The organism is Chryseobacterium sp. 2987 (assembly GCF_031456375.1).
GTDB classification, from domain to species: domain Bacteria; phylum Bacteroidota; class Bacteroidia; order Flavobacteriales; family Weeksellaceae; genus Chryseobacterium; species Chryseobacterium vaccae.
The window spans coordinates 1-24508 of sequence record NZ_JAVDUN010000006.1; the positions used below are offsets into that span (position 1 = coordinate 1).

A 24508-nucleotide genomic window follows, 5' to 3' on the forward strand; every position below is an offset into this window, starting at 1 on the left:
ATTCTTCTGCGCTTACTGATAATCTCTCGTTTTCAGTGCGGCAAAGATAACAACTTATACTGTCATAAAACAAACTTACTTAACATAAAATTCATATAATATTTATATTGTGGATAAGTATACCTTTTAAAATGCTTGTTTCATGCGTGTTAGGAGATATACAGAGTTATTAACAATGGCGGATTTGTTTTTACGATGCTTTGGAAAGAGGCTTTTGGGCATAGTTAGACGCCGGAAATGCTGCTTTATATATAATAGGCATTTTAATACTAGCGGGTTCAAAAATACGATTAGATAGGTTTGGGCTAAAGACGCATTGGAGGGATTGTTTTTAGGGGAAGAGGTTAAAACCCGTTCCTAGTGAATAGGGAAGACATGTACACACGATTTATTAAGAGGAGATTGGCAAGCCTCTTCCCCAGAGTCTATATATAATAGAGATATATTGGGGACAATGGGCGTTTTTTAATGGAAGAATCCGAAAGAGGGATTGGAATGAGTATCATTAAATAATTGGGAGAAAGAATTCTTTCATGAATAATCATCATAAAAGGTACACCTCACTAGCCCCGATAGCAGCGGTTACCCCGCAACATGCACTGGAAAGACGCTGGAAATGCCGCAGAAAGTAAAGCCTGAGGAGTAGAAGCGAATAGCGGGAAACAGCTTCTGATTAATTGGAGAATAAAAAGTTTCAGTATAATGGATAAGGCACCTCATCTGAAAATGGTATGGAGGATAAGTTATATATGATTGATCCTCAAAAAAACATTCCGTAAGAATCCTGATGATTAACTTATCTGGATTCCTACGGAATTATATTGATTGAAATTTTATTGTTTTTAATTCAGAACGTAAGTTGTTCCGTCTCTTCCGTCTTTTAATTCTATTCCTTCGGCAAGCAGCTTATCTCTGATCTGATCTGAGAGTTCGAAATTTTTTGATCTTCTGGCCTGATTTCTGAGCTCTATTAGAACTTTTAAAGTCTGATCCAGCTTTTCATAGTTATTTTCTTCTACTGCCTGAAGCCCTAATACGTCAAAAACAAAAGCATTCAGAGTGGATTTCAAATCTTCAAGATCTGCAGATGAAATGGTTTCTTTCTCGTCTTTCAGGGCGAAGATGTACTTCACTGCTTCGAATAGATGCGCAATGAGAACCGGAGAGTTGAAGTCATCGGTAAGTGCATCGTAAGCTTTATTTTTCCAATCCTGAAGGCTGAATCCTGACTGTTTCCCGTCATCCGGAGTAATGGAGTTTACTACTTTAAGGGCCTCCATCAATCTGATGAATCCTTTTTCACTGGCAATCATTGCGTCATTGGAAATATCCAGCACACTTCTGTAATGTGCCTGCAGGAAGCAGAAACGGACAATTGACGGGTGGAAAGGTTTTTCAAAGAAGTCATTTTCTCCTGTCACCAATTGCATCGGAAGGATGTAGTTTCCTGTGGATTTGCTCATACGCTGGGAATTCATCGTCAGCATATTGGCATGCATCCAATAATTTACCGGAGCAGCATCATTGCAGGCTTTTCCTTGAGCAATTTCACATTCATGGTGTGGGAATTTCAAATCCATTCCGCCTCCGTGGATGTCGAAAGTTTCGCCCAGATATTTTGTACTCATTGCGGTACATTCAAGGTGCCATCCCGGAAATCCTTCACCCCAGGGAGAGTTCCATCTCATGATGTGAGCAGGAGAAGCTTTTTTCCAAAGTGCAAAATCCTGTGGATTCTTCTTCTCCCCTTGTCCGTCAAGGTCACGGGTATTCGCAAAAAGTTCTTCTATATTACGCTTTGAAAGTTCGCCATAGTTTAATCCTCTTCTGTTGTATTCTAATACATCGAAGTAAACGGAGCCATTACTTTCGTAAGCGAAGCCTCTTTCTATTAATTTTTGTGTAAGCTCAATCTGTTCTACAATATGACCGGTAGCTGTAGGCTCAATATTTGGTGGAAGCAGGTTGAACATATCTAAAACTTTATGGAAATCTACTGTATATTTCTGTACGATCTCCATTGGTTCCAGCTTTTCAAGGCGGGTCTGCTTTACGAATCTGTCGTTTTCTACGTTTCCGTCATCGGTAAGGTGACCGGCATCGGTAATATTTCTTACATATCTTACTTTGTACCCTAAATGTGTCAGGGTACGGTAGATAAAATCAAAGGAAAGGAAAGTTCTTACATTTCCCAAATGTACATTGCTGTACACGGTAGGACCGCAGACATACATTCCTACGTTTCCTTCTAAAATTGGTTTGAATATTTCTTTTTCCGCTGTAAGCGAGTTGTATATTTTTAGTTGCATTTATTTTTTAATTAAAAGATTTAATGATTAAGATTCAAAAATTAGTCAAAATAATTCTATCCACAACAAATAATTGTTGTGATGAAAATTTTATCTGCGACTTTTTTAAATTTTATCATATTTAAATTGCTTTTAAATGATACTTCAGGTGATCAATATAATCCTGAATAATATATTCCAGCGTGAAAACCTGCGGAGTTGTTTTGGTTGTATCACAGGTTCTTTTCAAAGCTTCATCCGGAATGTTTTCTACGGTGTGAACAATCTGCCAGTTCAGAAACTTCCAAAGGCTGATGATCTCATCCGTCGGAATATTCTGATAGTTTTGTGCTTTTACCCAAAAATCCTGATCATAAACAATATTATCATTCTCTTTATATTGAGTTACCACAAATCTTCTGATATTCGTTAATGCACTATCACAAAGATGGCCTAAAATTTCTTTTTTCGACCATTTTTCAGGTGAAATTTTATGAGACCATTCTTCTTCGGAGATATTTTTGAATCTCAGAAGTTCTGATTCTACAATATTTTTAAGAATCTGATAGTCCATTATTAATAATCTAATTTGGCATGACTTCCCACATAGTGCAGGAATTCCTGCCTTGTAATAGGGTTCGTTCTGAAAATACCACTTAATTCTGCGGTAATGGTAGAGCTCGCCGTATCTTTTATTCCTCTACAGTTTACACACAGGTGTTTTGCATCGATGATACATGCTACATCTTTTGTGCCAAGTGCTTCTTTGAGCGCATCCACGATCTGCATGGTAAGTCTTTCCTGTACCTGAGGTCTTTTTGCATAATAATCCACAATTCTGTTGATCTTCGAAAGACCAATTACTTCACCATTTGAGATGTAAGCAACATGGGCTCTTCCGATGATCGGCAAAAAATGGTGTTCACAGAAAGAATATACGGTAATATCCTTTTCCACCAGCATCTGACGGTATTTATATTTATTGGAGAATGTAGAAATTCCCGGTTTATTTTCGGGAAGAAGTCCTCCAAAAATTTCGTTTACATACATCTTGGCCACACGTTTCGGGGAATCTTTTAATGAATCATCTGTCATATCCATTCCCAAAGTTTCCATGATCTCTCCAAAAAGCTGTGTTATTTTTTCTATTTTTTCCTCTGGCGATTTATCAAAAGCATCTTTCCTTATAGGCGTATGTTCTTTTCCAGTGAAAATATCATCGTCGTTATCAGTAAAATCAACCATTTTTATTTAATTTGCACAAAAATACGGATAATATTTATTCGTCTATTTTAAATTAAACGAAAAACATCATCTTTCATCTCCTACTTTCTATCCAGGCCTATGATTATTGTTGAAGAAGTACAGAACCCAACTCAGAAAAAGGAATTTTTAGAATTCCCATCCAGACTTTATCAGCATGATAAAAACTATATCAGACCTTTAGATAAAACCATCAATGAAATTTTTGATCCTGAAAAAAACAGGTTCTTCAACAACGGTGAATGTACTCGTTTTCTATTCAAAAACAAGCAGTCTGAAACGTTAGGAAAAGTTGCAGTTTTCATCCATCATGATTATGAGCAGAAACAGCCGACGGGCGGAATTGGTTTTTTTGACTGTATGAATGATCAACAGACCGCTGATTTTATTTTTGACCACTGTAAAAAATGGCTTCAGGAAAGAGGTATGGAAGCGATGGACGGACCGATTAATTTCGGTGAACGGGATAAGTTCTGGGGACTTTTAGTTGAGGGATTCCATGAACCGCTGTATGGGATGAATTATCATCTTCCTTATTATAAAGATTTGTTTGAAAACTATGGTTTTAAGGTTTATTTTGAACAGCTTTGTTTTTCACGGCCTATTTTCTCTGAGGTTCCGAGGGTTTTTACGGTTATGCATACCAAACACAGCCGAAATCCGGAAATTTCTTCCCAACCTTTGAAAAAGAACAATCTCCCAAAATTTGCAAAAGATTTTACAGAAATTTACAATCGTGCCTGGGCCTGCCACGGCGAAGGGAAACAGATAGAGGAAGCAAAAGTTCTGAAAATGTTCAAGACCATGAAGCCTGCCATTAATGAACATATTTCATGGTTTGTTTATGAAAATGAAAAGCCTATTGCCATGTGGATGAATATTCCGGATGTCAATCAATGGTTTAAACATCTTCACGGCAGATTTGGTATTATAGAAAAGCTTAAATTTTTATGGATGAAGAAATTCAGAAAAAACGAGAAGATGGTAGGCCTTGTTTTCGGAGTTGTTCCTGAGTGGCAAAAAAAAGGGATTGACGGCTATATGATCTGGGAAGGGACACAGCATCTGCGGAAGCATACGGATTTTAAAACCACAGAACTGCAATGGATCGGGGATTTTAATCCTAAAATGATCAAAATTGCAGAAAGCCTTAATACAACAGTGACCAGAAAACTGGCTACTTACCGGTATTTATTTGACCGTAATCAGGAGTTTGAGAGACATCCTTATCTTTAAAATAAAAACCCTGCCGTTGAACAGCAGGGTACCTTTCATTTTGATACTTTATTAGAATAGCTCACCGGCTACTTTTTTAATGTTATCACTTTTTCCCATTGAGTAAAAGTGTAGTACAGGAACTCCGAAATCCAGCAGTTCCCGGCATTGGGTAATCGCCCACTCTACCCCGATCTGTTTTACGGCTTCATTGTTTTTAGCATTTTCCACTTCACTGATCAATTCTTCAGGAAGATCGATCTTGAAAACCTGAGGGAGTATTTTTAAATGTTTTTTTGTGGCAATAGGCTTGATTCCCGGAATGATAGGAACCGTGATTCCCATTTCTCTTGCTTTCTGTACAAATTCAATGAATTTTTTATTATCAAAGAACATCTGGGTTACGATATAATCGGCTCCGGCATCTACTTTTTGCTTCAGCCATTTCAGATCATAATTCATGGAAGGAGCTTCCATATGTTTTTCAGGATACCCGGCTACTCCTATGCAGAATTTATTAAGTTCATCGCAAACTGTATCTTCGTTATGAAGATATTTCCCTCTTCCCAGGTCATTGATCTGGTGAACAAGATCCATTGCACTGGCATGTCCTCCCTGAGTAGGTTCGAAATATTGATGTCCTTTCATTGCATCTCCTCTTAATGCCATAACGTTATCAATACCCAAATACATACAATCTACCAGCAGATATTCTGTTTCTTCTTTGGTAAATCCTCCGCACAGCAGATGGGGAACGGTATCTACGTTATATTTATGCTGAATAGCGGCACAGATTCCCAAAGTTCCCGGACGCATTCTTGTGATACGGCGTTCCATAAGCCCATTTCCTTTATCAAGATAGATATACTCTTCTCTGGAAGTCGTTACATCAATGAATGGCGGCTTGAATTCCATTAAAGGATCTATATTGGTATAGAGATCTTCAATTCCTATTCCTTTTTGGGGCGGAACAACTTCCAGGGAGAATAAAGTTTTTCCATTTGCGTTTTTTATATGATCTGTTATCTTCATTTCTTGTCAGTTATTTTTTTGCTGTTACAGGCTGGCTTTTATCGTTTTTAACCAACCATAATTTTAAGCTAAATTGGGAGACAGCCATTTTCCTGCTTCTTCAATGCTACATCCTCTTCTCCTGGCATAGTCTTTCAGCTGATCTTCTGTAATTTTTCCAAGACCGAAATATTTGGCATGCGGGCTTCCGAAATAATACCCTGATACGGACGCCGTAGGAAACATTGCTAAACTTTCGGTAAGGAAAACACCTGTATTTTCTTCCACTTTTAAAAGATCCCAGATGGTTTTCTTTTCCAGATGGTCAGGACAGGCTGGATATCCCGGAGCAGGGCGGATTCCTTTATATTTTTCGGCAATCAGATCTTCATTGCTCAGATCTTCCTGATTGGCGTATCCCCAATATTCTGTTCTTACTTTTTTGTGTAAAAATTCAGCATAGGCTTCTGCAAATCTGTCAGCAAGGGCTTTTACCATGATGGCATTATAATCATCATTAGCTTTTTCATATTCAGAGGCAAGTTCATCCGTTCCGAAGCCTGTTGTTACGCAGAAAGCTCCTACATAATCTGTTTTACCGGAATTCTGTGGTGCAATAAAATCACTTAATGCTAAATATTCTTTTCCTTTTGATCTCTGAGCCTGCTGTCTAAGGCTTAAGAATCTTGCCTGTTCTTTATTATGTTCATCGAAAACAATAATGTCATCCGTTTCATTGGAATTGGCTTTAAAAACTCCAAAAACGGCTTTTGCCTGCAGAAGTTTCTCATCAAGAATCCTCTTGAGAATGACCTGTGCATCTTTAAATAATTCTTTGGCCTGAACTCCTACTACCTCATCTTCTAAAATATTGGGGTATTTACCATGTAGATCCCAGCTTCTGAAGAACGGCGACCAGTCGACAAACGGAAGAAGCTCATTAAGGTCCTGATTTTCTATAACGGTTACTCCTAAATTATTCGGTGTAAAGATGTCTTCGTTTTTCCAGTCTATGGTAAAATTGTTTTCGCGGGCTTCTTCAATTGAAACGTAGTCTTTATCTACCTGTCTGTTCAGGAATTTTTCTCTGAAATCTGAATAGTCATTTTTTAAATCTGAAACGTATTCTTTATTTCTGTCTCCTAAAAGAGAACTTACCACGTTCACTGCTCTGGAAGCATCATTTACGTGAACGACTGCATTTTTATATTTTAAATCAATTTTCACTGCGGTATGTGCTTTTGAAGTGGTAGCACCACCAATCAATAAAGGAAAATCAAGATTTTGTCTTTCCAATTCTGAGGCGATGTATACCATTTCATCAAGGCTTGGCGTAATTAATCCGCTTAATCCGATTACATCTACTTTTTCTGCAATCGCTGTCTGGATGATCTTTTCGGCAGGTACCATTACTCCGAGATCTACAATTTCATAGTTATTACATCCCAATACCACACTCACAATATTTTTTCCGATATCGTGAACGTCTCCTTTTACTGTAGCCATCAGAATTTTACCGTTAGCAGGTCTTGAACCGTCTTTTTCAGCTTCAATAAAAGGCTGCAGATAAGCAACGGCTTTTTTCATTACCCTTGCTGATTTTACGACTTGGGGAAGAAACATTTTTCCGCTTCCGAAGAGATCACCCACAACTCCCATTCCCGTCATCAGATTGATTTCGATAACATGGAGTGGTTTTGCAGCCTGCTGTCTGGCTTCTTCTACATCTTCTTCAATGAAGCGGTCGATTCCTTTAACCAAAGCATGGGTAATTCTGTCCTGCAATGGGTTATTCCTCCATTCAAGATCTTCTGTTTTTTCTTTTTTTACTGATTTATGTTTTTCAGAATAATCCAGAAGTCTTTCTGTGGCATCATCTCTTCTGTCGAGGATCACATCTTCTACAAGCTCCAGCAGCTCTTTATTGATCTCATCATATACTTCCAGCATGGCAGGATTTACGATACCGATATTCATTCCCGCCTGAATTGCATGATAAAGGAACACGGAATGCATCGCCTCTCTTACGGTATCATTTCCACGAAAGGAGAAGGAAACATTACTCACCCCCCCGCTTACCGAAGCATAAGGAAGGTTCTGTCTTACCCATCTTGTGGCTTCAATAAAATCGAGTGCATTCTTTCGGTGTTCATCCATTCCGGTGGCTACCGGGAAAATATTCAAGTCGAAAATAATATCTTCTGCGGGAAAATTTACCTGATTGACAAGAATATCATAAGACCTTTTTGAAATTTCAATTCTACGTTCGAAATTATCTGCCTGCCCTACCTCATCAAATGCCATTACAATAACTGCTGCACCGTATCTTTTAACTGCCTTCGCCTGTTTGATGAATTCTTCTTCTCCTCCTTTGAGACTGATGGAGTTCACCACACATTTTCCCTGAGCTACCTGAAGTCCGGCTTCAAGGATTTCCCATTTGGAAGAATCTACCATGATTGGTATTCTTGCAATATCAGGTTCTGAAGCAATCAGATTAAGGAATTTGATCATGGAGGCTTTTCCATCAAGTAATCCGTCATCGAAATTCACATCCAGAATCTGTGCCCCTCCTTCTACCTGATGGCGGGCAATATCGAGTGCTTCAGAGAATTTCTCCTCTTTGATCAGTCTTAAAAATTTTTTGGATCCGGCAACATTAGTCCTTTCACCTACATTGATGAAGTTGCTTTCCGGTGTTATGATAAGAGGCTCAAGGCCTGATAATCTTAAATATTTCATTAATTTTTATTCTTCTAAAATATAGTAGGCATTGTTTGCATTCTGTTTCAGCAGATCTACATGTTTGCCTAAAGCTTTAAAAATCGGAAACCTTTTATAGGCCAGATCATGTTCTTTTGCAAATACCTCGATCTCTTCCGTAATTTCATTATAGTACATATAACTGTAATTCGGAAAGAGGTGGTGGGCAACATGGAAGTTAAAGTTTCCCAGTACATTTCTTACCAGCCAGTTATTTTCCCGCAAGTCATTCGTTACTTCCATCTGATGACGAAGCCAGCTGAACGGAAGTCCATTTTTCTGATCCAGTTTCGGAAAGGCATTATCCGGAAGTGGGTGCAGAGGCAGGAGAACAAACAGTGCAAAAATACTTGCCGCAATCACTTGCAGAAACCATGCTCCCAAGGCCAAACCGATTGGTACTTTAAAGAACACAACCGGAACCACAATCTGATAAAAGAAGTAAAACAGTTTATAGCTCACCATTTTTACCTTCTCTATCACCGGAATGGTTCCCTGTGTTTTCAGAATGACTCTTTCTTTATCAAAAAAGTCTCTGAAATCCCGGATAAACATCCAGTTGAACAGATAAAGCGGATATACCAGAAAGAAAAATCTGTGTTGGTATTTCTGAACACCTTTAGCTTTGATCCATGGAACAATCAGCAACAAACCGCTCTGTTCTATATCTGTATCCCATCCGTCCACATTCGGATAGGCATGATGGCTTGCGATATGTCTTTTTTTCCAGATGTAGGAATTGGCTCCTACAAAATCAAAAATCTGCAATACCAAAGCATTCAACCTTTTGCTTTTATAAATATTATTATGGGCAGCTTCATGAATTAAATTCAAATAAATCAGAACCAGGGAAAATCCCATTAAAACAAAACTGGAAATATAAACCCAACGTGAATCTGTATGAAACATGGCAAAAAAATACAACCCAAAGTAGATCAAAGGCAGGATCACTGCTTTGATCTTAATATAAATATCCCGGTTTTCAGGAATGGCTTCTACTCTTTGGTTCACTTTCTTTCTCAGCTCATTAAACAATTTGACATCGTCTGAATCTTTTAAGTAACTCGGCTTTTCCATTATTTTTAAATTTTGTGGTTTATTTAAAGATAATATTTATAACCTAGTCTTCATTCGCTGTTTTAATTAAAAAAATCTATTAAATCAGACAAATTTCTTCAATTTTCTTGGCGGATATTCTGCCACTAAATCTGCAATTGCTTTGATGTGATCGGGAGTTGTTCCGCAGCATCCTCCTATAATATTAATCAATCCTTTTTCTGTATATTCTTTGATCTGTCTGGCCATATCTTCCGGAGTTTCATCATATTTTCCGAAAGCATTAGGAAGCCCGGCATTCGGATAAGCAGAGATATAGAACTCTGAATTATGGGCCAGTGTTTCCAGATAAGGCGTCAGCTGATCTGCTCCTAATGCACAATTGAATCCTACGCTTAACAAGTTCAGGTGTGATACTGAGATCAGGAAAGCTTCAGCAGTCTGGCCGCTTAGCGTTCTTCCTGAAGCATCTGTAATTGTTCCTGAAATCATGATCGGAATTTTGATGTTTCTTTCGTCCTGAATTTCATCAATTGCAAACAGAGCAGCTTTTGCATTCAGGGTATCAAAAATAGTTTCTACCAGCAGAATATCTGAGCCTCCATCCAGCAAAGCTTCACATTGCTGTTTGTATGCTACTCTGAGTTCTTCAAAGGTAATAGCTCTGTATCCGGGATCATTAACATCGGGACTTAAACTTGCCGTTCTGTTCGTAGGTCCTATTGAACCTGCAACAAATCTTGTTTTATCAGGGTTCTGAGCTGTAAATTCATCACATACTTTTCTGGCAATTTTTGCAGATTCATAATTCAGATCATATACCAGATCTTCCATATGATAATCTGCCATCGCAATTGTTGTTCCGGAGAATGTATTGGTTTCGATAATATCGGCTCCTGCTTCCAGATATTTTCTGTGCACCTCTTCAATGGCTTGCGGCTGTGTAAGGGAAAGGAGGTCATTATTTCCCTTTACAGGATGCTCCCAGTCTTTGAAGCGTTCACCGCGGTAGTCTTCTTCTTCGAACTTATATCGTTGAAGCATGGTTCCCATGGCTCCGTCGAGAATTAATATTCTTTCGGATAAGGCTTTATATAATTGTTCTGAATTTTTCATATTTCTTTGATAGAAAATAGGACTGCGTCCTATTCTTTGTTAAATCGCCCCTTTGGGGCTCTTCTTATTGATTAATCATTAGTCTAATGCCTGTTTCAGATCTGCAATGATGTCATCTACATATTCCAAGCCTACTGAACAGCGTACAAGACCTGCGGTGATTCCTACTTCATTTCGTTCTTCATCCGTCAATTTGGAGTGGGTTGTTGATGCAGGGTGTGTTACGATCGTTCTTGTATCACCAAGGTTAGCGGAAAGTGAACACATTTTTATCTTATCCAGGAAGTTTCTTCCCCCCTCAATTCCTCCTTTGATCTCAAAGGCTACGATATTTCCTCCCAACTTCATTTGCTTTTTTGCCACTTCATAACTTGGATGAGACTGCAGGAACGGATATTTTACCAATTCTACATTAGGATGACTTTCTAAGAATTCTGCCACTTTCAAAGCATTTTCACAATGTTTTTCTACACGGATGGCCAATGTTTCCAAGCTTTTTGACAATACCCAAGCGTTGAAAGGGGACATTGCCGGTCCTGTGTTTCTTGCAAAAAGATAGATTTCTCTGATAAGGTCTTCCTTTCCTACTGCCACACCTCCTAATACTCTACCCTGTCCGTCGATCAGCTTTGTTGCAGAATGTACAACAATATCGGCACCATATTTCACAGGCTGCTGAAGGTAAGGTGTTGCAAAACAGTTGTCTACAATAAATATCAGGTTATGCTTTTTCGCGATCTTTCCAAAAAATTCAAGATCCAGAATTTCAATAGCCGGATTGGTAGGTGTTTCCAGATATAAAATCTTTGTATTAGGCTGAATGTACTGTTCTACATTTCCGGCATCTTCTGCTTTAAAATAGGTGGTTTCAATATTCCATTTCGGGAAATACTTTGTAAAAAGTGTATGAGTAGATCCGAAAACAGACTGACAGCTTACGATATGATCTCCTGCATTCAGCAAAGCCGCAAATGTAGAATAGATTGCAGCCATTCCTGTTGCAAATGCATATCCTGCTTCTGCTCCTTCCATTTTAGCAATTTTTTCTGTGAATTCGCTTACGTTAGGGTTTGAAAAACGACTGTACAGATTTTTAGGTTTTTCTTCAGCAAAACTCGCTCTCATATCCTCCGCATCCTGAAAAATAAAGCTGGAGGTAAGATATAACGGTGTGGAATGTTCATCAAACTGAGACCTTTCTGTTTGGGTTCTTATTGCTGATGTTTCGAAATTTTCCATATAGTTTTAATTTTGATAATACGGCACAGGGGGCTATATTATTTGATTTTGTTTAATACGTTTGTTGATTGATGCGTTTTGTTTGATAGTTTGATAGGACTGCGTTCTATCCTGGGTTAAATCGTCCCTTTGGGACTTTGACAATCAATCTATTTTGTTTCGCTTACTCTTAAAATATCTCCGAAGACGCCTCTTGCAGTTACCTGTGCTCCGGCTCCGGCTCCCATGATCACGATAGGGTTTTCACCGTAGCTTTCTGTATAGATCTCAAAGATGGAATCTGAGCCTTTCAACTGTCCTAAGGCTGAAGTTGCAGGAACGGAAATTAATTTTACATCCAATTCACCTTTTTCTTTCTGTAAATCACCGTGTAAGTCACCAACATATCTCAACACATGGCCAGGTTCCTGATTTTCTTTGATTTTCTGATATTCTTCATCCAGCTCTTCCAGTCTTGAAAGGAATTCTGTTTTTGAAACTGAAAGTAAATTTTCAGGAACCAGATTTTGAATGTTGATATCTCCAAACTCGTTAATTAAATCTAATTCTCTTGACAGTATTAATAATTTTCTTGCCACATCATTTCCAGATAGATCTTCTCTTGGGTCCGGTTCTGTATATCCTTTTTCCAGAGCTTCGTTGATGATTGTGGAAAATTTATCATCTCTCAAAGAAAAGTTATTGAAAACATAGCTCAATGTTCCGGAGAATACGCCTTTTATTCTGGTGATATTCTCTCCTGAAAGGTGAAGAAGTTTAATGGTATCAATCAATGGGAGGCCAGCTCCTACATTGGTTTCATACAGATAACGTCTGTTATTTTTACTTAATGTATATCTTAGTTTACGGTATTCTTCGATTGGAAGAGTGTTAAATATTTTATTGGAAGAAACCAGATCAAATCCGTTTTCAGCCAAAGCATGATAATTTTTTACGAAGTCTTTGCTGGCAGTATTATCTACTACGATCAGGTTTTCCAGTTGATTTTCATTGGAGAAATTGATGAGTTCCTGAACGTTTGACGGATGCTCTGCTGTCAAAACCTCATCTGTCCAGTTGGCATCAAAACCCTTTTTATTGAAAGCTATTTTCTTTGAATTGGCTACTGCTACAACTTTAAGGTCTATTTTTTTACGTCTTTTAATTTCTTCTGCAGATTCCAGGACCTGTTCTATCAGGGTTTTTCCAACGTTGCCATGACCAATAATTGCCAGATGAACGGTCTTTGGTTTTTTGAAGATTTCAGATTCTATGATGTTTTTGGTTTTTTCATCCTGTGAAGAAGTTACTACAATGTTTACCCTGTTCTCACCGGCAACCTGATTTAACAGCAATGGGAAGACATTATTTCTTGCCAGTTCTGCAAAAACCTTATTGAAGTCTTCTGCTACAAAACCAATGACAGAGACATTATTGATACTATAGATCTGTGAAACTTTTCCTGATTTTCTTTCTGCTTCAAATTCATCAATGAGACATGACACTGCTTTTTCTGCATCATTTTCATGAACCAAAATAGAGATTCCGTTTTCTATTGCTTGCTGAGAAATCACCCCTACACTGATTCGCGCTAAAGTCAGCGCTTTAAAAATTCGTCCATCAATTCCTATTTCTCCCAAGAAATCTTCTCCTTCAAATTTGATAATTGATCTGTTCTTTAAAAATTTTATTTCGTTAGCATTTTTCATTTCTCTATAAAATGTTTTTTATGATATTGTTTAATTGTTGATATTCCATTAGGAAGGCATCATGCCCGTGTATAGATTGGATCTCGTGATAAGAAATATTCTCTTTTTTTTCTTTTAAGTTTTCAAAACACGTCCGAATTTCGGAAGCAGGAAAGAATAAGTCTGTATCTACGGAGATCATGTGCATTCGTGCCTGTATCTTATCCAGTGCTGTATCATCAGCATTAATATTCATCAGTAAATGATTCATCAGCCTGTACGCTTTTAAACTAAATCTTTCGTTTAGAGCATTGCCGTGATATATTAACCAGTCTTCTGATTGTAAACATTGTTTCTCCTGATTATACTGGTTTTGAAATCTATTGTTTAATGACTGCGGAGTTCTGTAGCACAACATGGCATGAATTCTTGCTTTCTGTAAAGGCTCATCCTGACTATTCAGTAAGAATTTTTGAACCAGACATTGTGCATGCAGCCAATCATGAGTTCTGTAATCACAGGCTATAGGAATGAATATTTCCGCCAGTTCAGGCTGCTTGGTAAGCATTTCCCAGGCAATTCCTCCTCCAAGGGAGCCTCCGATAATGGCGTATAGGTTTTTAATATGTAAAGCCTCCAGCCCTTTCAGGAATATATTGGCTATATCTGATGGGGTGAAGTCTTCATAGTCTTCAATTAAAAAATCATCATATCCGTTTCCGGGAATATTGAAGCACAGAACAGTGTATTTATTGGTATCAACAACCTGATTTTCTCCTACCAGCTGCTTCCACCAGCCTTTTTCACCGGACGCATTTGAATTTCCGGTAAGGGCATGATTGATGAGAATAATTGGGGCTGTAAACAGGTCTTTCCCGAAGATCTGGTAGGTCAACGGGATATGATATTCCTTTTGGGAATGTGTATGATACGAAAGATTAATATAGTTTAGTTCTGTTTTCAATTCTATTATTTTAATACAATTGAAAATGCCACAGGAAATGGCTGAAAAGAACTTCAGTAAGTTATCTGTCCAAAATAATTCTGGTAGAACGTAGCACCTTCTTTGCTTGCACAAAGGGTTGCTAAGGTTTCATAGGGTCTAATCCCTCAACCTTTCTTGATAACATTTTCAATATTTGAATGAACGAATGGTGCAAAGGTAGTTCTTTTCTTTTAAATATTTCAAAAAATTTTATTTAATATTAAAAAAGCCTGTAAAGAGAAGAGTTTCAAGGATATGTTAAGGATTGTTCAGACGAAAAAAATTGGAATTACTTTTCAAAAAAACTACCTTCGTATTGAAAAAAATGATGAGATATGACTGTTGAAAAGGAAAGATTACAAAATATACAATGGAAAAACTGGGGGCCTTATGTGAGTAACCGGCAATGGGGAAATGTACGTGAAGACTACAGTCCGAACGGAAATGCCTGGAACTTTACCAACCACGACAATGCCGAAAGCTATGCGTACCGATGGGGAGAGGAAGGGATTGCAGGAATCTCTGATGTAAAGCAGCTTTTCTGTTTTGCTTTTTCATTCTGGAATAAGAAAGATAAGATTGTTAAGGAACGTTTTTTCGGACTGAGCAATCCTCAGGGGAATCACGGAGAGGATATTAAAGAAATTTTTTATTATCTGGACAATACACCTACTCACAGTTATATGAAGATGGTGTATAAGTATCCTATCAATGCGTTTCCATATGATGAACTTGTTGCTGAAAACGGAAGACGCAGCAAAAAGGAACCGGAATATGAAATTTTTGATACGGGAATCTTCAATAATGATGAGTATTTTGATATTTTCATTGAATACTGTAAAGCCGATCACAACAATATTCTTGCGAGGGTAACGGTTTGTAACAGAAGCCAGCATGATGCCCCGATTGTTGTAATGCCTACAGTCTGGTTCAGAAATAACTGGAAATGGGGTTATAATACCTATAAAGGGCAGGTGCATGCTTCTCATGATGGAAGTATTGATATTGCCCATGATAGCATTTCGATCAAAAAGCTTTATTCAAGAAATGCGGATGTACAGAGTGTTTTCTGTAATAATGAAACCAACAATTCCAAACTGTATGGTACTCCTCATGCTGAAAACTCCTATTTCAAAGATGGCATCAATGATTTTGTTATCTATGGAAGTGCTACTGTAAATCCGGAAAAAAGAGGAACTAAAGCTTCTTTTTTGATTGATGAGATCATCGGAGCGGGACAATCTAAAATTTTTGATTTCAGATTATGTCCTGAGGAAACGGATGAGCCTTTTGAACAGTTTGATGAAATCTTCAATACCAGAATCGGCGAAACGAATGATTTTTATAACGAAGTTCAGAGTGACACAACCGATGAAGATGAAAGAAATGTTCAGAGACAGGCTTTTGCAGGGCTTTTATGGAATAAACAGTTTTATCATTACAATATCGGCAAATGGCTGAAAGGTGATCCCAATTTTGATGCACCCAGAAACTTCAATGATTATGTGAGGAACACGGAGTGGAACCACCTTCACAATAAGGATATTATTTCAATGCCTGATAAATGGGAATATCCGTGGTATGCAACCTGGGACCTGGCTTTTCACTGTGTTCCGTTTTCTATTATTGACGCTGAATTTGCAAAAGGACAGCTTCTTCTGCTTACGAAAGAATGGTATATGCATCCGAACGGACAGCTTCCTGCCTATGAATGGAATATGAGTGATGTAAATCCTCCGGTACATGCATGGTCTTGTTTCAGGGTTTTTAAAATTGATGAAAAACAGAATGGCAAACCCGATCTTTTATTTCTTGAAAAGGTATTCCAAAAGCTGCTTCTTAATTTTACCTGGTGGGTAAACCGGAAGGATAAAAGCGGTAATAATATTTTTGGCGGCGGCTTCTTAGGATTGGATAACATTGGAGCATTCGACAGAAATATGGAACTGAAAGACGGGCAGCATCTTGAACAGGCTGACGGAACAAGCTGGATGGCCATGTACGCCCTGAATATGATGCGGATTGCTATGGAACTTGCCCAATATTATCAAGTTTATGAGGATATGGCGATCAAGTTTTTTGAACATTACTTGTATATCGCAGAAGCTATGGAGAACCTTGGTGATGGCAAGGAAGGCCTGTGGAATGAGGAAGACGGCTTTTTCTATGATGTGCTTCAGCTTGGTAACGGGGAAAGTGTTTCATTACGATTAAGAAGTATTGTAGGATTGATTCCTTTGTTTGCGGTGGAGATTGTTGATCACAGACTGTTAGAAAAGATGCCTAATTTCCGAAGCAGAATGGAATGGATCTTAAAAAACAAACCGGAACTCACCAAACTGGTTTCGCACTGGGATGAGGAAGGACACGGCAGAAAGCATCTGATGAGTATTCTGCGCAAGAACAGACTGACAAAAGTTTTAACCAGAATGCTTGATGAGAAAGAGTTTCTAAGTACCTATGGAATCAGAGCTATGTCTAAAGTCTATGAGGAAAATCCGTTTGTATTTTCTGTTCATGGGTCTGAAAATGTGGTGTATTATACTCCGGCAGAAAGTGACAGCCGAATGTTTGGAGGCAACAGTAATTGGAGAGGACCAATCTGGTTCCCTATCAACTTCCTGATTGTGGAAAGTTTACAGCGTTTTCATTTTTATTATGGAAACAGCTTAAAAGTGGAACTTCCTACCGGAAGCGGCGATAAGAGGAATCTGGATGAAGTGGCACAAAATATCAGCCACAGACTCTGTTCTATATTCTTAAAGGACGAAAACGGACAGCGTGCTTTCAATGGCGGAAACGCCAAGTTCAATTATGATGAACATTTTAAAGACTATATTACCTTTTTTGAATATTTCCACGGAGATAACGGACGGGGTGTGGGCGCCTCTCATCAAACGGGGTGGACTGCCACGGTGGCTAAACTGCTTAAGCCAAGACTTACTTTTTAATGGGTAATCAGGAATAGGTGATGAGGAATAAAAAAAAGCCGGATAGATTGTCCGGCTTTTCTGTATTTAGAATATTAGATTATATTTTTTCTCCGTTCACAAAAACCTCATATCCGATTTCTACATTCGGCTCCAGAGTTTTTGATACGGAACAGTATTTTTCAAAGGACAGTTGTGCTGCTTTTAAAGCTTTTTTAGGATCTATATTTCCTTCCAAAAGAAATTTTACTTTAATTGCTTTGAATGGTTTCGCATCTTCTACGGGAACTCTTTCTCCTTCTACTTCGGCCTGAAATCCTGTGATTTCCTGACGCTGTTTTTTCAGGATAGATACCACATCAATACCACTGCATCCTGCCACAGCCATCAAAACGCTTTCCATTGGAGAAACTCCTTTGGCTCCGGGTTGTGAAGTATTGTCCAGAAGGATAGAATTTCCCTGGGAGTTGGTGCATTCAAATAGAAAGTCGTCGTTTATTCTGTTGAGTGTTATTTTCATTGTTGCTTGTTGCTTGTTGCTTGTTGCAAAGTTATAAAATTCCTCTCGCTTTTATCTCCAGGTATTTATTGATAACGTCAATATTTAAATTTTCAGGAAGGGTATATACGGTATAGATTCCATATTTCCGTAATTCCTGGATGATCAGTTTTTTTTCAAATTCAAATTTTTCAGCAATTACCTCATCATAGATCTCCTGCATACTTTCAGGATTTTTATGGATTAGGGTCTGCAGCTCTGAGTTTTTGAAGAAGACAACAACCAACAAGTGATTTTTTGCAATTCCTCGAAGATATTTCAACTGGCGGTTCAGTCCGTCCAATGTTTCAAAATTGGTAAAAAGCAGTACAAGACTTCTCTGGTTCAGAGAATATTTTACATCCTGGTAAAGACGGTTGAAGTCGCTTTCAAAAAAATCTGTTTTGATGTTATAAAGCGCTTCGGAGATTTTTCTTAACTGTCCTGATTTATTTTCTGCAGCCACTTTATTTTCCGTTTTTTTTGAAAAGGTCATCATCCCGGCACGGTCTCCTTTCTTCAGAATAATATGAGATAATGCCATTGCAGCATTGATAGAATAATCAAGCAGACTCAATCCATTGAAAGGCATTTTCATTGTTCTTCCTTTATCAATCAGTATAAAGATCCGCTGTGATTTTTCATCCTGAAACTGATTGACCATTAGTCTGTTTGTTTTGGAGGTGGCTTTCCAGTTGATGGTTCTGATATCATCACCGGGAACATATTCTTTGATCTGCTCAAATTCCATGGTGTGCCCCAGTTTTCTGATTTTTTTGATACCTCCCAGCATAAATTCACTTTGTAACGCCATCAGTTCATATTTTCTGAGATGTACAAAAGATGGATAAGAAGGCAGCATAGCATCTTTCTGGAAATTAAATCTTTTAGCGGCCAATCCTAAAGGTGAAGAAACATACACATTCAGGCTTCCAAAATGATATTCTCCTCTTTCTTTAGGTTCCAGGCTGTATTGGAAATAAGTGTTTCTTCCGGAATCGATTGTTTTCAGAATTAAAAAGTCTCTTTTCTGAAACTGAAAAGGAATTTCGTCAATGATTTTGGTTGTGATCTTAAAACCATAGTTGTTTTTAATATCAATTTTGATGAAGTTTTCATCCCCGTTTGATAATTTTTCCGGAAGTATTCTTTGTGCCTGCAGACCGTTTTTCTGATTAAACAACAACAGATAATCTACCATGACCGCAAGGAAGCAGACTACCAGTGCAATATGGCCAATGATCATCATAAACGGAAAGAAAAATGCCAGGACATACAGGATCCCCACTCCAATGAGCGCAAAGAAAAATCGTGTATTGATGTATAGGTTTTTCATTAATTAGGTTGTAGGCTGCAGGTTTTAGATTTTAAATGATCCCTATCTAGGTATTTCTATTCCTTCTAAAATCTGACGGATAATTTCATCTGCAGTAAGGCCTTCCATTTCTCTTTCCGGAGAAACGATCACTCTGTGTCTCAGTACAGCATAACTTGCTTCTTTAATATCTTCCGGGGTTACAAAATCTCTTCCTCTTAATGCGGCAAAGGCTTTTGAGGCGGTAAGCAAAGCAAGAGAAGCTCTCGGAGAGGCACCAAGATACAGGAACTGGTTTTCTCTGGTATTGATGATGATTTTAGCAATATATTCCATCAGTTGGGCTTCTACAATAATCTCTTTTACGAGATGCTGGTAATTTTTCAGCTGTTCAGCGGTAATTACACGGTTAACACCTTCCGTTTTATCTTCTTTTTTGCTTTCGTGCTGGTTCTTAATGATGGCAATCTCCTGCTCCAGGTTAGGATAGCCAACATTGATTTTGAAGAGGAAACGGTCCAATTGGGCTTCAGGAAGCCTGTAGGTTCCTTCATGTTCAATCGGGTTTTGGGTAGCAACAACAAGGAAAGGTTCATCCATGATGTAGCGGGTTCCATCCATTGTGATCTGTCTTTCTTCCATTACCTCAAATAATGCAGCCTGAGTTTTCGCCGGAGAACGGTTGATCTCGTCAATTAATATAAAGTTGGAGAAGATGGGTCCTTTTTTAAATTCAAATTCAGAGTTCTTTACGCTGAAAACTGAAGTTCCCAAAATATCGGAAGGCATCAGATCCGGAGTAAACTGAATTCTGCTGAAGCCTACATCTATGGTCCTTGCCAATAATTTTGCCGTGATGGTCTTTGCTACTCCCGGCACGCCTTCTATCAGTACGTGCCCGTTGGATAAAAGTGCAGCCAAAAGGTGTTCAATCATGTTTTCCTGCCCTACAATGACTTTACCGATTTCAGCTTTTACTTTATCAATACTTGCACGCAGCTCAATCATGTCTATCCTGGACTGAAACTGGTCTTCGCTTTTATTAAGATTGATAGAGCTTTTATTTTCTATGTTTTCGTTATCAAAATTTTCCATATTTTATATTTTTTATGACAGATGATAGGACTGCGTTCTATCCTGGGTTAAATCATCCCGTTGGGACTTTTTTCTAATTCAGCAATGATTAAAACTGTCATACATTATTAATCCATTTTATTATTTCAATATTTCATCAAGGAGTTTATTCATCCTTGCAAGATCTTCTTTCATTACACTGGCGTATGGGTCCTGTGCTTTTCGGATAAGAGTGATTGCCTCCTCAATCATTTCTATGCTTTTTCCAGTTTTCAATTGCAGTTTCTTGGCAAATTCCATATCCAGATTTTGGGTATCTATCAGTAAGTCCATTCTTACTTTATTCAGAAAATACTGGGATTTTTTGGCCATCATATCATGAAAGTCTCCTTCCTGAAGATAGAGATTCCCTATGCTTTTCACAAAATCTACGGAAGTATTTCTCAATGGCTCCATCACAGGTACTATCCGCTGTTTTCTTTTTGCGTTGAAAAAAATAAACAATACCAATCCTCCCAAAAATACCCACCATGCATATTTAAGAGCAGGATTGGATAAAACAACTCTCATGAAGAAGCGTGATACTTTTGTATTTCCATCTACAAACCAAAGCGTTTCTTTATCCTGAAGATATGAAAAGACATCCTGTGCATATTTGCTATTTCCTGGTTTTAAAAGATAGTAATTGGTAAGAAATAATGGTTCACAATGCACATAAATGGTTCCTTTTCCAAATTTGGTTTTTATAAAATTGACCTGATCTGTATTCTCTTTTTCAACAGTTTTTCCCAGAATTTCTATCTGGGGCTTGATATATGAGAATCCTCTTCCCGACGGGAATTTATCTAAGTGAATGAAATCATTCTGGTATTTTTTGTCCGTTAACTTCAGTACATTTTCTTCTGCGAAAGAAATATCGGAGTCGTAGTACCCTATACTATCCGAAATCTCTTTAGGCATACGGCTTACAATCAGCATTGCATCAGATCCTTTTGAGACCTGATCCAGAATTTTATTCCATGATTCTTTATCAATCTCATGTTCGATGACCACAATATTGTGAGCTTTTCCTTTATGGCTGTTGTAATAGTCATAAGGTGTCTGATCAATCTTTTTCAGTTTTCCTTTAAATAAATCTTTAGCCTCATTATTAAAAACAAACAGTCCGAATGGAGATTTTTCATTGATATCAAAATTTTTCCGCCAGTCTGTTGTTTCTTTTTTATTGACTTCAAGCAATGCCAGAATAATCATCACAATGATGAATATGACAGCATATATTTTGAAGGTTTTGTTCATGATTAATTCGTTTAGTTACGGTTTAAATGCCTGGTATTGATCTTTAAATTTCAGATAGCTCCGTTCATCGATATTGAATTCTCCATACCAGACATTATCAAAGATGTAAGAGAGTTCGGAAAATTCGGCTTTCAGATGAAGGGCTTTTAGTTCGGCTGTATAATCTTTATTTGTTTTTTCGGGATTCCAGTTGATCAGCTTTTTATCGCTTAATTTTTTGAGGGTCAGTAAAAACTGGTAACGAACCGCTGAACGGTAGTCTCTTTCTCTTTCAAAGCGGGCAATACTTTCGGGAAAGTTAATCTCATGGATATTTTCATGAAGCTCTTCGGCCTCAATATCTAACTTTTTATTTTTTCTGCCAAAGAAGAAATTCCCTTCTTTCCCCATCAGATATTTAATGATAAAATAAAGCAGAAATCCTACAAGAATAATGGCAAACAGCCGGATAAAAATATCAGTAGCTTTAGCTGATTTACTAAAAACAGTTTCCCCAAATATGCTCTCAAGGATTTTACCTATTTTCCTCATCAGTTTCTGAAAGAAAGACTCCCGTGGTTTAGATACGGAATAATCAAATTCGTTTCCTTTATATCTCGACGGAATATTTTCTTTGAACTTTCTTGCGTAGACTGTATTTTCTGAAACCGGCTTCAGGATCAGGACGGAATCCGCACGCAGCATATTATGGTAATGTCCTGTATCAACAGAGTCTCCCATATATTCTTCCACCACAGTTGCTGATCCGTCGTCATCCTGTGCGTAAACGGAACCTATGGAGAAAAAGAGTAATAAAAAAATAAGCAGTTTATTCATTGAGACCAATTGTATCTATTTCTGCCAGTTCAACTTTCTGATGAAGATCTGTTCTGCTGTCGTAATACATCAAACCTGCATTTACATACATCAGGTTCGAAAGAAAAAGAGAAAGAAGTGTTGATAATCCATATAATACAAAGACAAGAATTCCTATGAACCCGTCTGCAAAAGGGTTTTCTTCAAAGTTTCCGTCCGGAGCAGTGGTAAGTAATGATCCATACAGAAAAAAGACAGGTACAAAGGTAAATATTATCATTACAGCATACATAATGATAAACATGATCAATGTTGCTCCCCAATATTTCCAGTAAGGTGATTTCTCATTTCCATTCGGATAAGAAAATTGCGCTCTTACGGAATAGCTCAAGCTCTCTAAAAAGCCTCTATCAGCATTAAAGTAATCATACATCAGGAATGAGGTTACATTGAATGCAGTGGGATAAACAAGTAATATCAGGAAAAGCCCGATAAAAATAATCAGCAATACATAAGAAAAGCCCATTACAATCATCAGCACCGGTAATACAATAAAGGTCATGCCAATACACATCTTAAAGATCCGGCCTGCATTTCTTTTAAAATCTCCTAAAATCTCATCTGTTTTTACCTTTTGGGCACCTTCTGCAATTCTTTTCATATAAAAGACGGGAAACAGATAATTGATAACGGCCAATAGAGCAAAAAGAAGAAATACTAATACTCCTGCAACAATCAGCATTCCTGAATTTTCTGCAAAATATCTTTCAAAATAATACGTTTCTCCACTTAGATTGGAACCCATTATCTGTCCGAAGATTTCTCTGAATCCAAAAATAATGACAGCAACTGCCAAAATCAGCAGCAATCCATTGATCAGAAAATAATTCTTGAAATAATTCTTACCATACAGCTTGAAAAAATTAAAGCTGTCACTGATAAAACTTCCAAATTCTCTTTTTTTATAAAACTGTATCATTGATCTGATTATTAGTTTGTTTATGCACTATTGAAGGATATACAAAATAGTAAAATCCTATAATAGCCAGTGAACTGAAAATGATAACAAGATTCATTGCCAGTGGCATTTTTAAAGCGTGTCTCGTTACATAACCTTCTATAATTCCGGCACAGATTGTAAATGGAACGGTACTCAGAAATATTTTAAATGAATCTTGAAAACCTCTTTTAAAAGAATTGAATCTTGAAAATGTTCTCGGAAAAAGAATACTTGCTCCAAGAATCAACCCGCACATGGCTTCCACCACCATGGCAAAGATCTCAAAAACCCCGTGAAGCCAGATTCCTCTTGCGCTGTCTTTCAACGCTCCATAATCATAGAAAAAATACTGAAATGACCCCAGCATTACACTATTGGAAAGAAGGGCGAATAGAGTTCCTATCCCTCCGGTGATTCCGTAAATATATAATTTTGCCCCTACTCCAATGTTATTAAAAATAATTCCGATAGTACTTCCCCACGTAGATCCGCTTTGATATACTCCTACAGCATTTCCTTTTTTAATATTTTCTATGGTTTCATTCACATAACTTTCTCCAAGAATAATATTGGCAAAGTCTTTATCATAGACTGCAGAAAGTACTCCTATAGAGGTAAAGAAGATAAAAAACAGAAAAGCATACATCAGATACCTCCTGTATTGATAAACCAGCAAAGGAACTTCTGTTTTGAAAAAATAAACCAGCCGGTTTTCCTCTACTCTTTTGGTTTTATAAATTTTTTGGAATATCTGAGAAGACAGATGATTCAGATAAACGGTTGTATTGCTTTTGGGATAATAAGTCTGTGCAAAAGAAAGATCATTGATCAGGTTGATATACAATGAAGACAGGTCATCCGGATTTTTTTTAATTTTCCCTTGAATAACCTGTTCAATTCCCAACCATTTTTCTTTATTTTGTTTAATGAAATAAACCTCTCTCATAATTGTAT

At 37.6% G+C, this 24508-nt stretch carries 19 protein-coding genes and 1 riboswitch; of the genes, 2 read left to right on the top strand and 17 right to left on the bottom strand.

The window, feature by feature from the left end; translation table 11 throughout:
- Positions 1 to 842: 842 nt before the first annotated feature.
- The 3 genes from cysS to folE form a co-directional block, all read right to left on the bottom strand.
- A complete protein-coding gene (gene cysS / locus J2Y40_RS17620; RefSeq protein WP_153397754.1) occupies positions 843 to 2309 on the bottom strand; it encodes a cysteine--tRNA ligase in 1467 nt (488 codons plus the stop codon).
- A gap of 121 nt (positions 2310 to 2430) precedes the next feature.
- Complete coding sequence (locus J2Y40_RS17625) at positions 2431 to 2862, bottom strand: DinB family protein (protein ID WP_310000455.1); 432 nt, start codon at positions 2860 to 2862, stop codon at positions 2431 to 2433.
- Between the two features lie 2 nt (positions 2863 to 2864).
- Positions 2865 to 3533: a GTP cyclohydrolase I FolE gene (gene folE, locus J2Y40_RS17630; protein WP_062700950.1), complete on the bottom strand. Its 669-nt coding sequence runs from the start codon at positions 3531 to 3533 to the stop codon at positions 2865 to 2867.
- 99 nt (positions 3534 to 3632) lie between these two features.
- Here folE and J2Y40_RS17635 point away from each other — a divergent pair, with 99 nt between their 5' ends.
- Positions 3633 to 4787, top strand: a complete 1155-nt coding sequence (locus J2Y40_RS17635; protein WP_153397750.1) for a hypothetical protein — start codon at positions 3633 to 3635, stop codon at positions 4785 to 4787.
- Between the two features lie 51 nt (positions 4788 to 4838).
- On the opposite strand, the gene metF is transcribed toward J2Y40_RS17635, so the two are convergent.
- From metF to J2Y40_RS17670, 7 genes are all read right to left on the bottom strand, one after another.
- Entirely contained in the window at positions 4839 to 5798 is a 960-nt protein-coding gene (metF, locus tag J2Y40_RS17640; RefSeq protein WP_310000459.1) for a methylenetetrahydrofolate reductase [NAD(P)H], read from the bottom strand.
- A 63-nt stretch (positions 5799 to 5861) separates the two neighbouring features.
- A complete protein-coding gene (gene metH, locus J2Y40_RS17645) occupies positions 5862 to 8519 on the bottom strand; it encodes a methionine synthase (RefSeq protein ID WP_310000462.1) in 2658 nt (885 codons plus the stop codon).
- Between the two features lie 6 nt (positions 8520 to 8525).
- Positions 8526 to 9617 carry a fatty acid desaturase gene (locus J2Y40_RS17650; RefSeq protein WP_310000465.1) on the bottom strand — a complete coding sequence of 364 codons (1092 nt, stop codon included), beginning with the start codon at positions 9615 to 9617 and terminating at the stop codon, positions 8526 to 8528.
- Positions 9618 to 9701: 84 nt separating this feature from the next.
- Entirely contained in the window at positions 9702 to 10712 is a 1011-nt protein-coding gene (locus tag J2Y40_RS17655; RefSeq protein WP_310000468.1) for a homocysteine S-methyltransferase family protein, read from the bottom strand.
- 78 nt (positions 10713 to 10790) lie between these two features.
- Positions 10791 to 11951, bottom strand: a complete 1161-nt coding sequence (locus J2Y40_RS17660) for an O-succinylhomoserine sulfhydrylase (RefSeq protein WP_310000471.1) — start codon at positions 11949 to 11951, stop codon at positions 10791 to 10793.
- A 149-nt stretch (positions 11952 to 12100) separates the two neighbouring features.
- On the bottom strand, positions 12101 to 13639 hold the full coding sequence (locus tag J2Y40_RS17665) for an ACT domain-containing protein (RefSeq protein WP_153397739.1): 1539 nt from the start codon (positions 13637 to 13639) through the stop codon (positions 12101 to 12103).
- 4 nt (positions 13640 to 13643) lie between these two features.
- The gene (locus J2Y40_RS17670; RefSeq protein ID WP_310000475.1) at positions 13644 to 14582 is read right to left on the bottom strand and encodes an alpha/beta fold hydrolase; all 939 of its coding nucleotides are present in this window, start codon (positions 14580 to 14582) and stop codon (positions 13644 to 13646) included.
- 58 nt (positions 14583 to 14640) lie between these two features.
- Positions 14641 to 14748, bottom strand: a riboswitch (SAM riboswitch).
- Positions 14749 to 14938: 190 nt separating this feature from the next.
- Here J2Y40_RS17670 and J2Y40_RS17675 point away from each other — a divergent pair.
- Complete coding sequence (locus J2Y40_RS17675) at positions 14939 to 17554, top strand: MGH1-like glycoside hydrolase domain-containing protein (RefSeq protein WP_153397735.1); 2616 nt, start codon at positions 14939 to 14941, stop codon at positions 17552 to 17554.
- A gap of 79 nt (positions 17555 to 17633) precedes the next feature.
- On the opposite strand, the gene J2Y40_RS17680 is transcribed toward J2Y40_RS17675, so the two are convergent.
- From J2Y40_RS17680 to J2Y40_RS17710, 7 genes are all read right to left on the bottom strand, one after another.
- Positions 17634 to 18053, bottom strand: a complete 420-nt coding sequence (locus J2Y40_RS17680) for an OsmC family protein (protein WP_153397733.1) — start codon at positions 18051 to 18053, stop codon at positions 17634 to 17636.
- A gap of 31 nt (positions 18054 to 18084) precedes the next feature.
- Positions 18085 to 19407 (bottom strand): DUF58 domain-containing protein, encoded by a 1323-nt coding sequence (locus tag J2Y40_RS17685; RefSeq protein WP_153397731.1) that lies wholly within the window; start codon positions 19405 to 19407, stop codon positions 18085 to 18087.
- A 42-nt stretch (positions 19408 to 19449) separates the two neighbouring features.
- Positions 19450 to 20481: a MoxR family ATPase gene (locus J2Y40_RS17690; RefSeq protein ID WP_153397729.1), complete on the bottom strand. Its 1032-nt coding sequence runs from the start codon at positions 20479 to 20481 to the stop codon at positions 19450 to 19452.
- Positions 20482 to 20601: 120 nt separating this feature from the next.
- On the bottom strand, positions 20602 to 21759 hold the full coding sequence (locus J2Y40_RS17695; protein WP_310000478.1) for a DUF4350 domain-containing protein: 1158 nt from the start codon (positions 21757 to 21759) through the stop codon (positions 20602 to 20604).
- Between the two features lie 15 nt (positions 21760 to 21774).
- Positions 21775 to 22575 (bottom strand): DUF4129 domain-containing protein, encoded by an 801-nt coding sequence (locus tag J2Y40_RS17700; protein ID WP_310000481.1) that lies wholly within the window; start codon positions 22573 to 22575, stop codon positions 21775 to 21777.
- The gene (locus tag J2Y40_RS17705) at positions 22568 to 23533 is read right to left on the bottom strand and encodes a DUF4013 domain-containing protein (protein ID WP_153397724.1); all 966 of its coding nucleotides are present in this window, start codon (positions 23531 to 23533) and stop codon (positions 22568 to 22570) included. The genes J2Y40_RS17700 and J2Y40_RS17705 overlap by 8 nt, the downstream gene beginning before the upstream one ends.
- Positions 23517 to 24500, bottom strand: coding sequence for a stage II sporulation protein M (locus tag J2Y40_RS17710; protein WP_310000485.1), 984 nt, complete (start codon positions 24498 to 24500; stop codon positions 23517 to 23519). Before J2Y40_RS17710 ends, J2Y40_RS17705 begins: the two co-directional genes overlap by 17 nt.
- Positions 24501 to 24508: the final 8 nt, after the last annotated feature.

Coding starts and splice junctions, on each gene's coding strand:
- J2Y40_RS17705 (WP_153397724.1), bottom strand. CDS start 23,533: ATGATACAGTTTTATAAAAAAAGAGAATTTGGAAGTTTTATCAGTGAC.
- J2Y40_RS17625 (WP_310000455.1), bottom strand. CDS start 2,862: ATGGACTATCAGATTCTTAAAAATATTGTAGAATCAGAACTTCTGAGA.
- J2Y40_RS17710 (WP_310000485.1), bottom strand. CDS start 24,500: ATGAGAGAGGTTTATTTCATTAAACAAAATAAAGAAAAATGGTTGGGA.
- J2Y40_RS17655 (WP_310000468.1), bottom strand. CDS start 10,712: ATGAAAAATTCAGAACAATTATATAAAGCCTTATCCGAAAGAATATTA.
- J2Y40_RS17700 (WP_310000481.1), bottom strand. CDS start 22,575: ATGAATAAACTGCTTATTTTTTTATTACTCTTTTTCTCCATAGGTTCC.
- J2Y40_RS17635 (WP_153397750.1), top strand. CDS start 3,633: ATGATTATTGTTGAAGAAGTACAGAACCCAACTCAGAAAAAGGAATTT.
- metH (WP_310000462.1), bottom strand. CDS start 8,519: ATGAAATATTTAAGATTATCAGGCCTTGAGCCTCTTATCATAACACCG.
- J2Y40_RS17685 (WP_153397731.1), bottom strand. CDS start 19,407: ATGAAAAACCTATACATCAATACACGATTTTTCTTTGCGCTCATTGGA.
- J2Y40_RS17660 (WP_310000471.1), bottom strand. CDS start 11,951: ATGGAAAATTTCGAAACATCAGCAATAAGAACCCAAACAGAAAGGTCT.
- J2Y40_RS17675 (WP_153397735.1), top strand. CDS start 14,939: ATGACTGTTGAAAAGGAAAGATTACAAAATATACAATGGAAAAACTGG.
- metF (WP_310000459.1), bottom strand. CDS start 5,798: ATGAAGATAACAGATCATATAAAAAACGCAAATGGAAAAACTTTATTC.
- J2Y40_RS17695 (WP_310000478.1), bottom strand. CDS start 21,759: ATGAACAAAACCTTCAAAATATATGCTGTCATATTCATCATTGTGATG.
- cysS (WP_153397754.1), bottom strand. CDS start 2,309: ATGCAACTAAAAATATACAACTCGCTTACAGCGGAAAAAGAAATATTC.
- J2Y40_RS17650 (WP_310000465.1), bottom strand. CDS start 9,617: ATGGAAAAGCCGAGTTACTTAAAAGATTCAGACGATGTCAAATTGTTT.
- J2Y40_RS17690 (WP_153397729.1), bottom strand. CDS start 20,481: ATGGAAAATTTTGATAACGAAAACATAGAAAATAAAAGCTCTATCAAT.
- J2Y40_RS17665 (WP_153397739.1), bottom strand. CDS start 13,639: ATGAAAAATGCTAACGAAATAAAATTTTTAAAGAACAGATCAATTATC.
- folE (WP_062700950.1), bottom strand. CDS start 3,533: ATGGTTGATTTTACTGATAACGACGATGATATTTTCACTGGAAAAGAA.
- J2Y40_RS17680 (WP_153397733.1), bottom strand. CDS start 18,053: ATGAAAATAACACTCAACAGAATAAACGACGACTTTCTATTTGAATGC.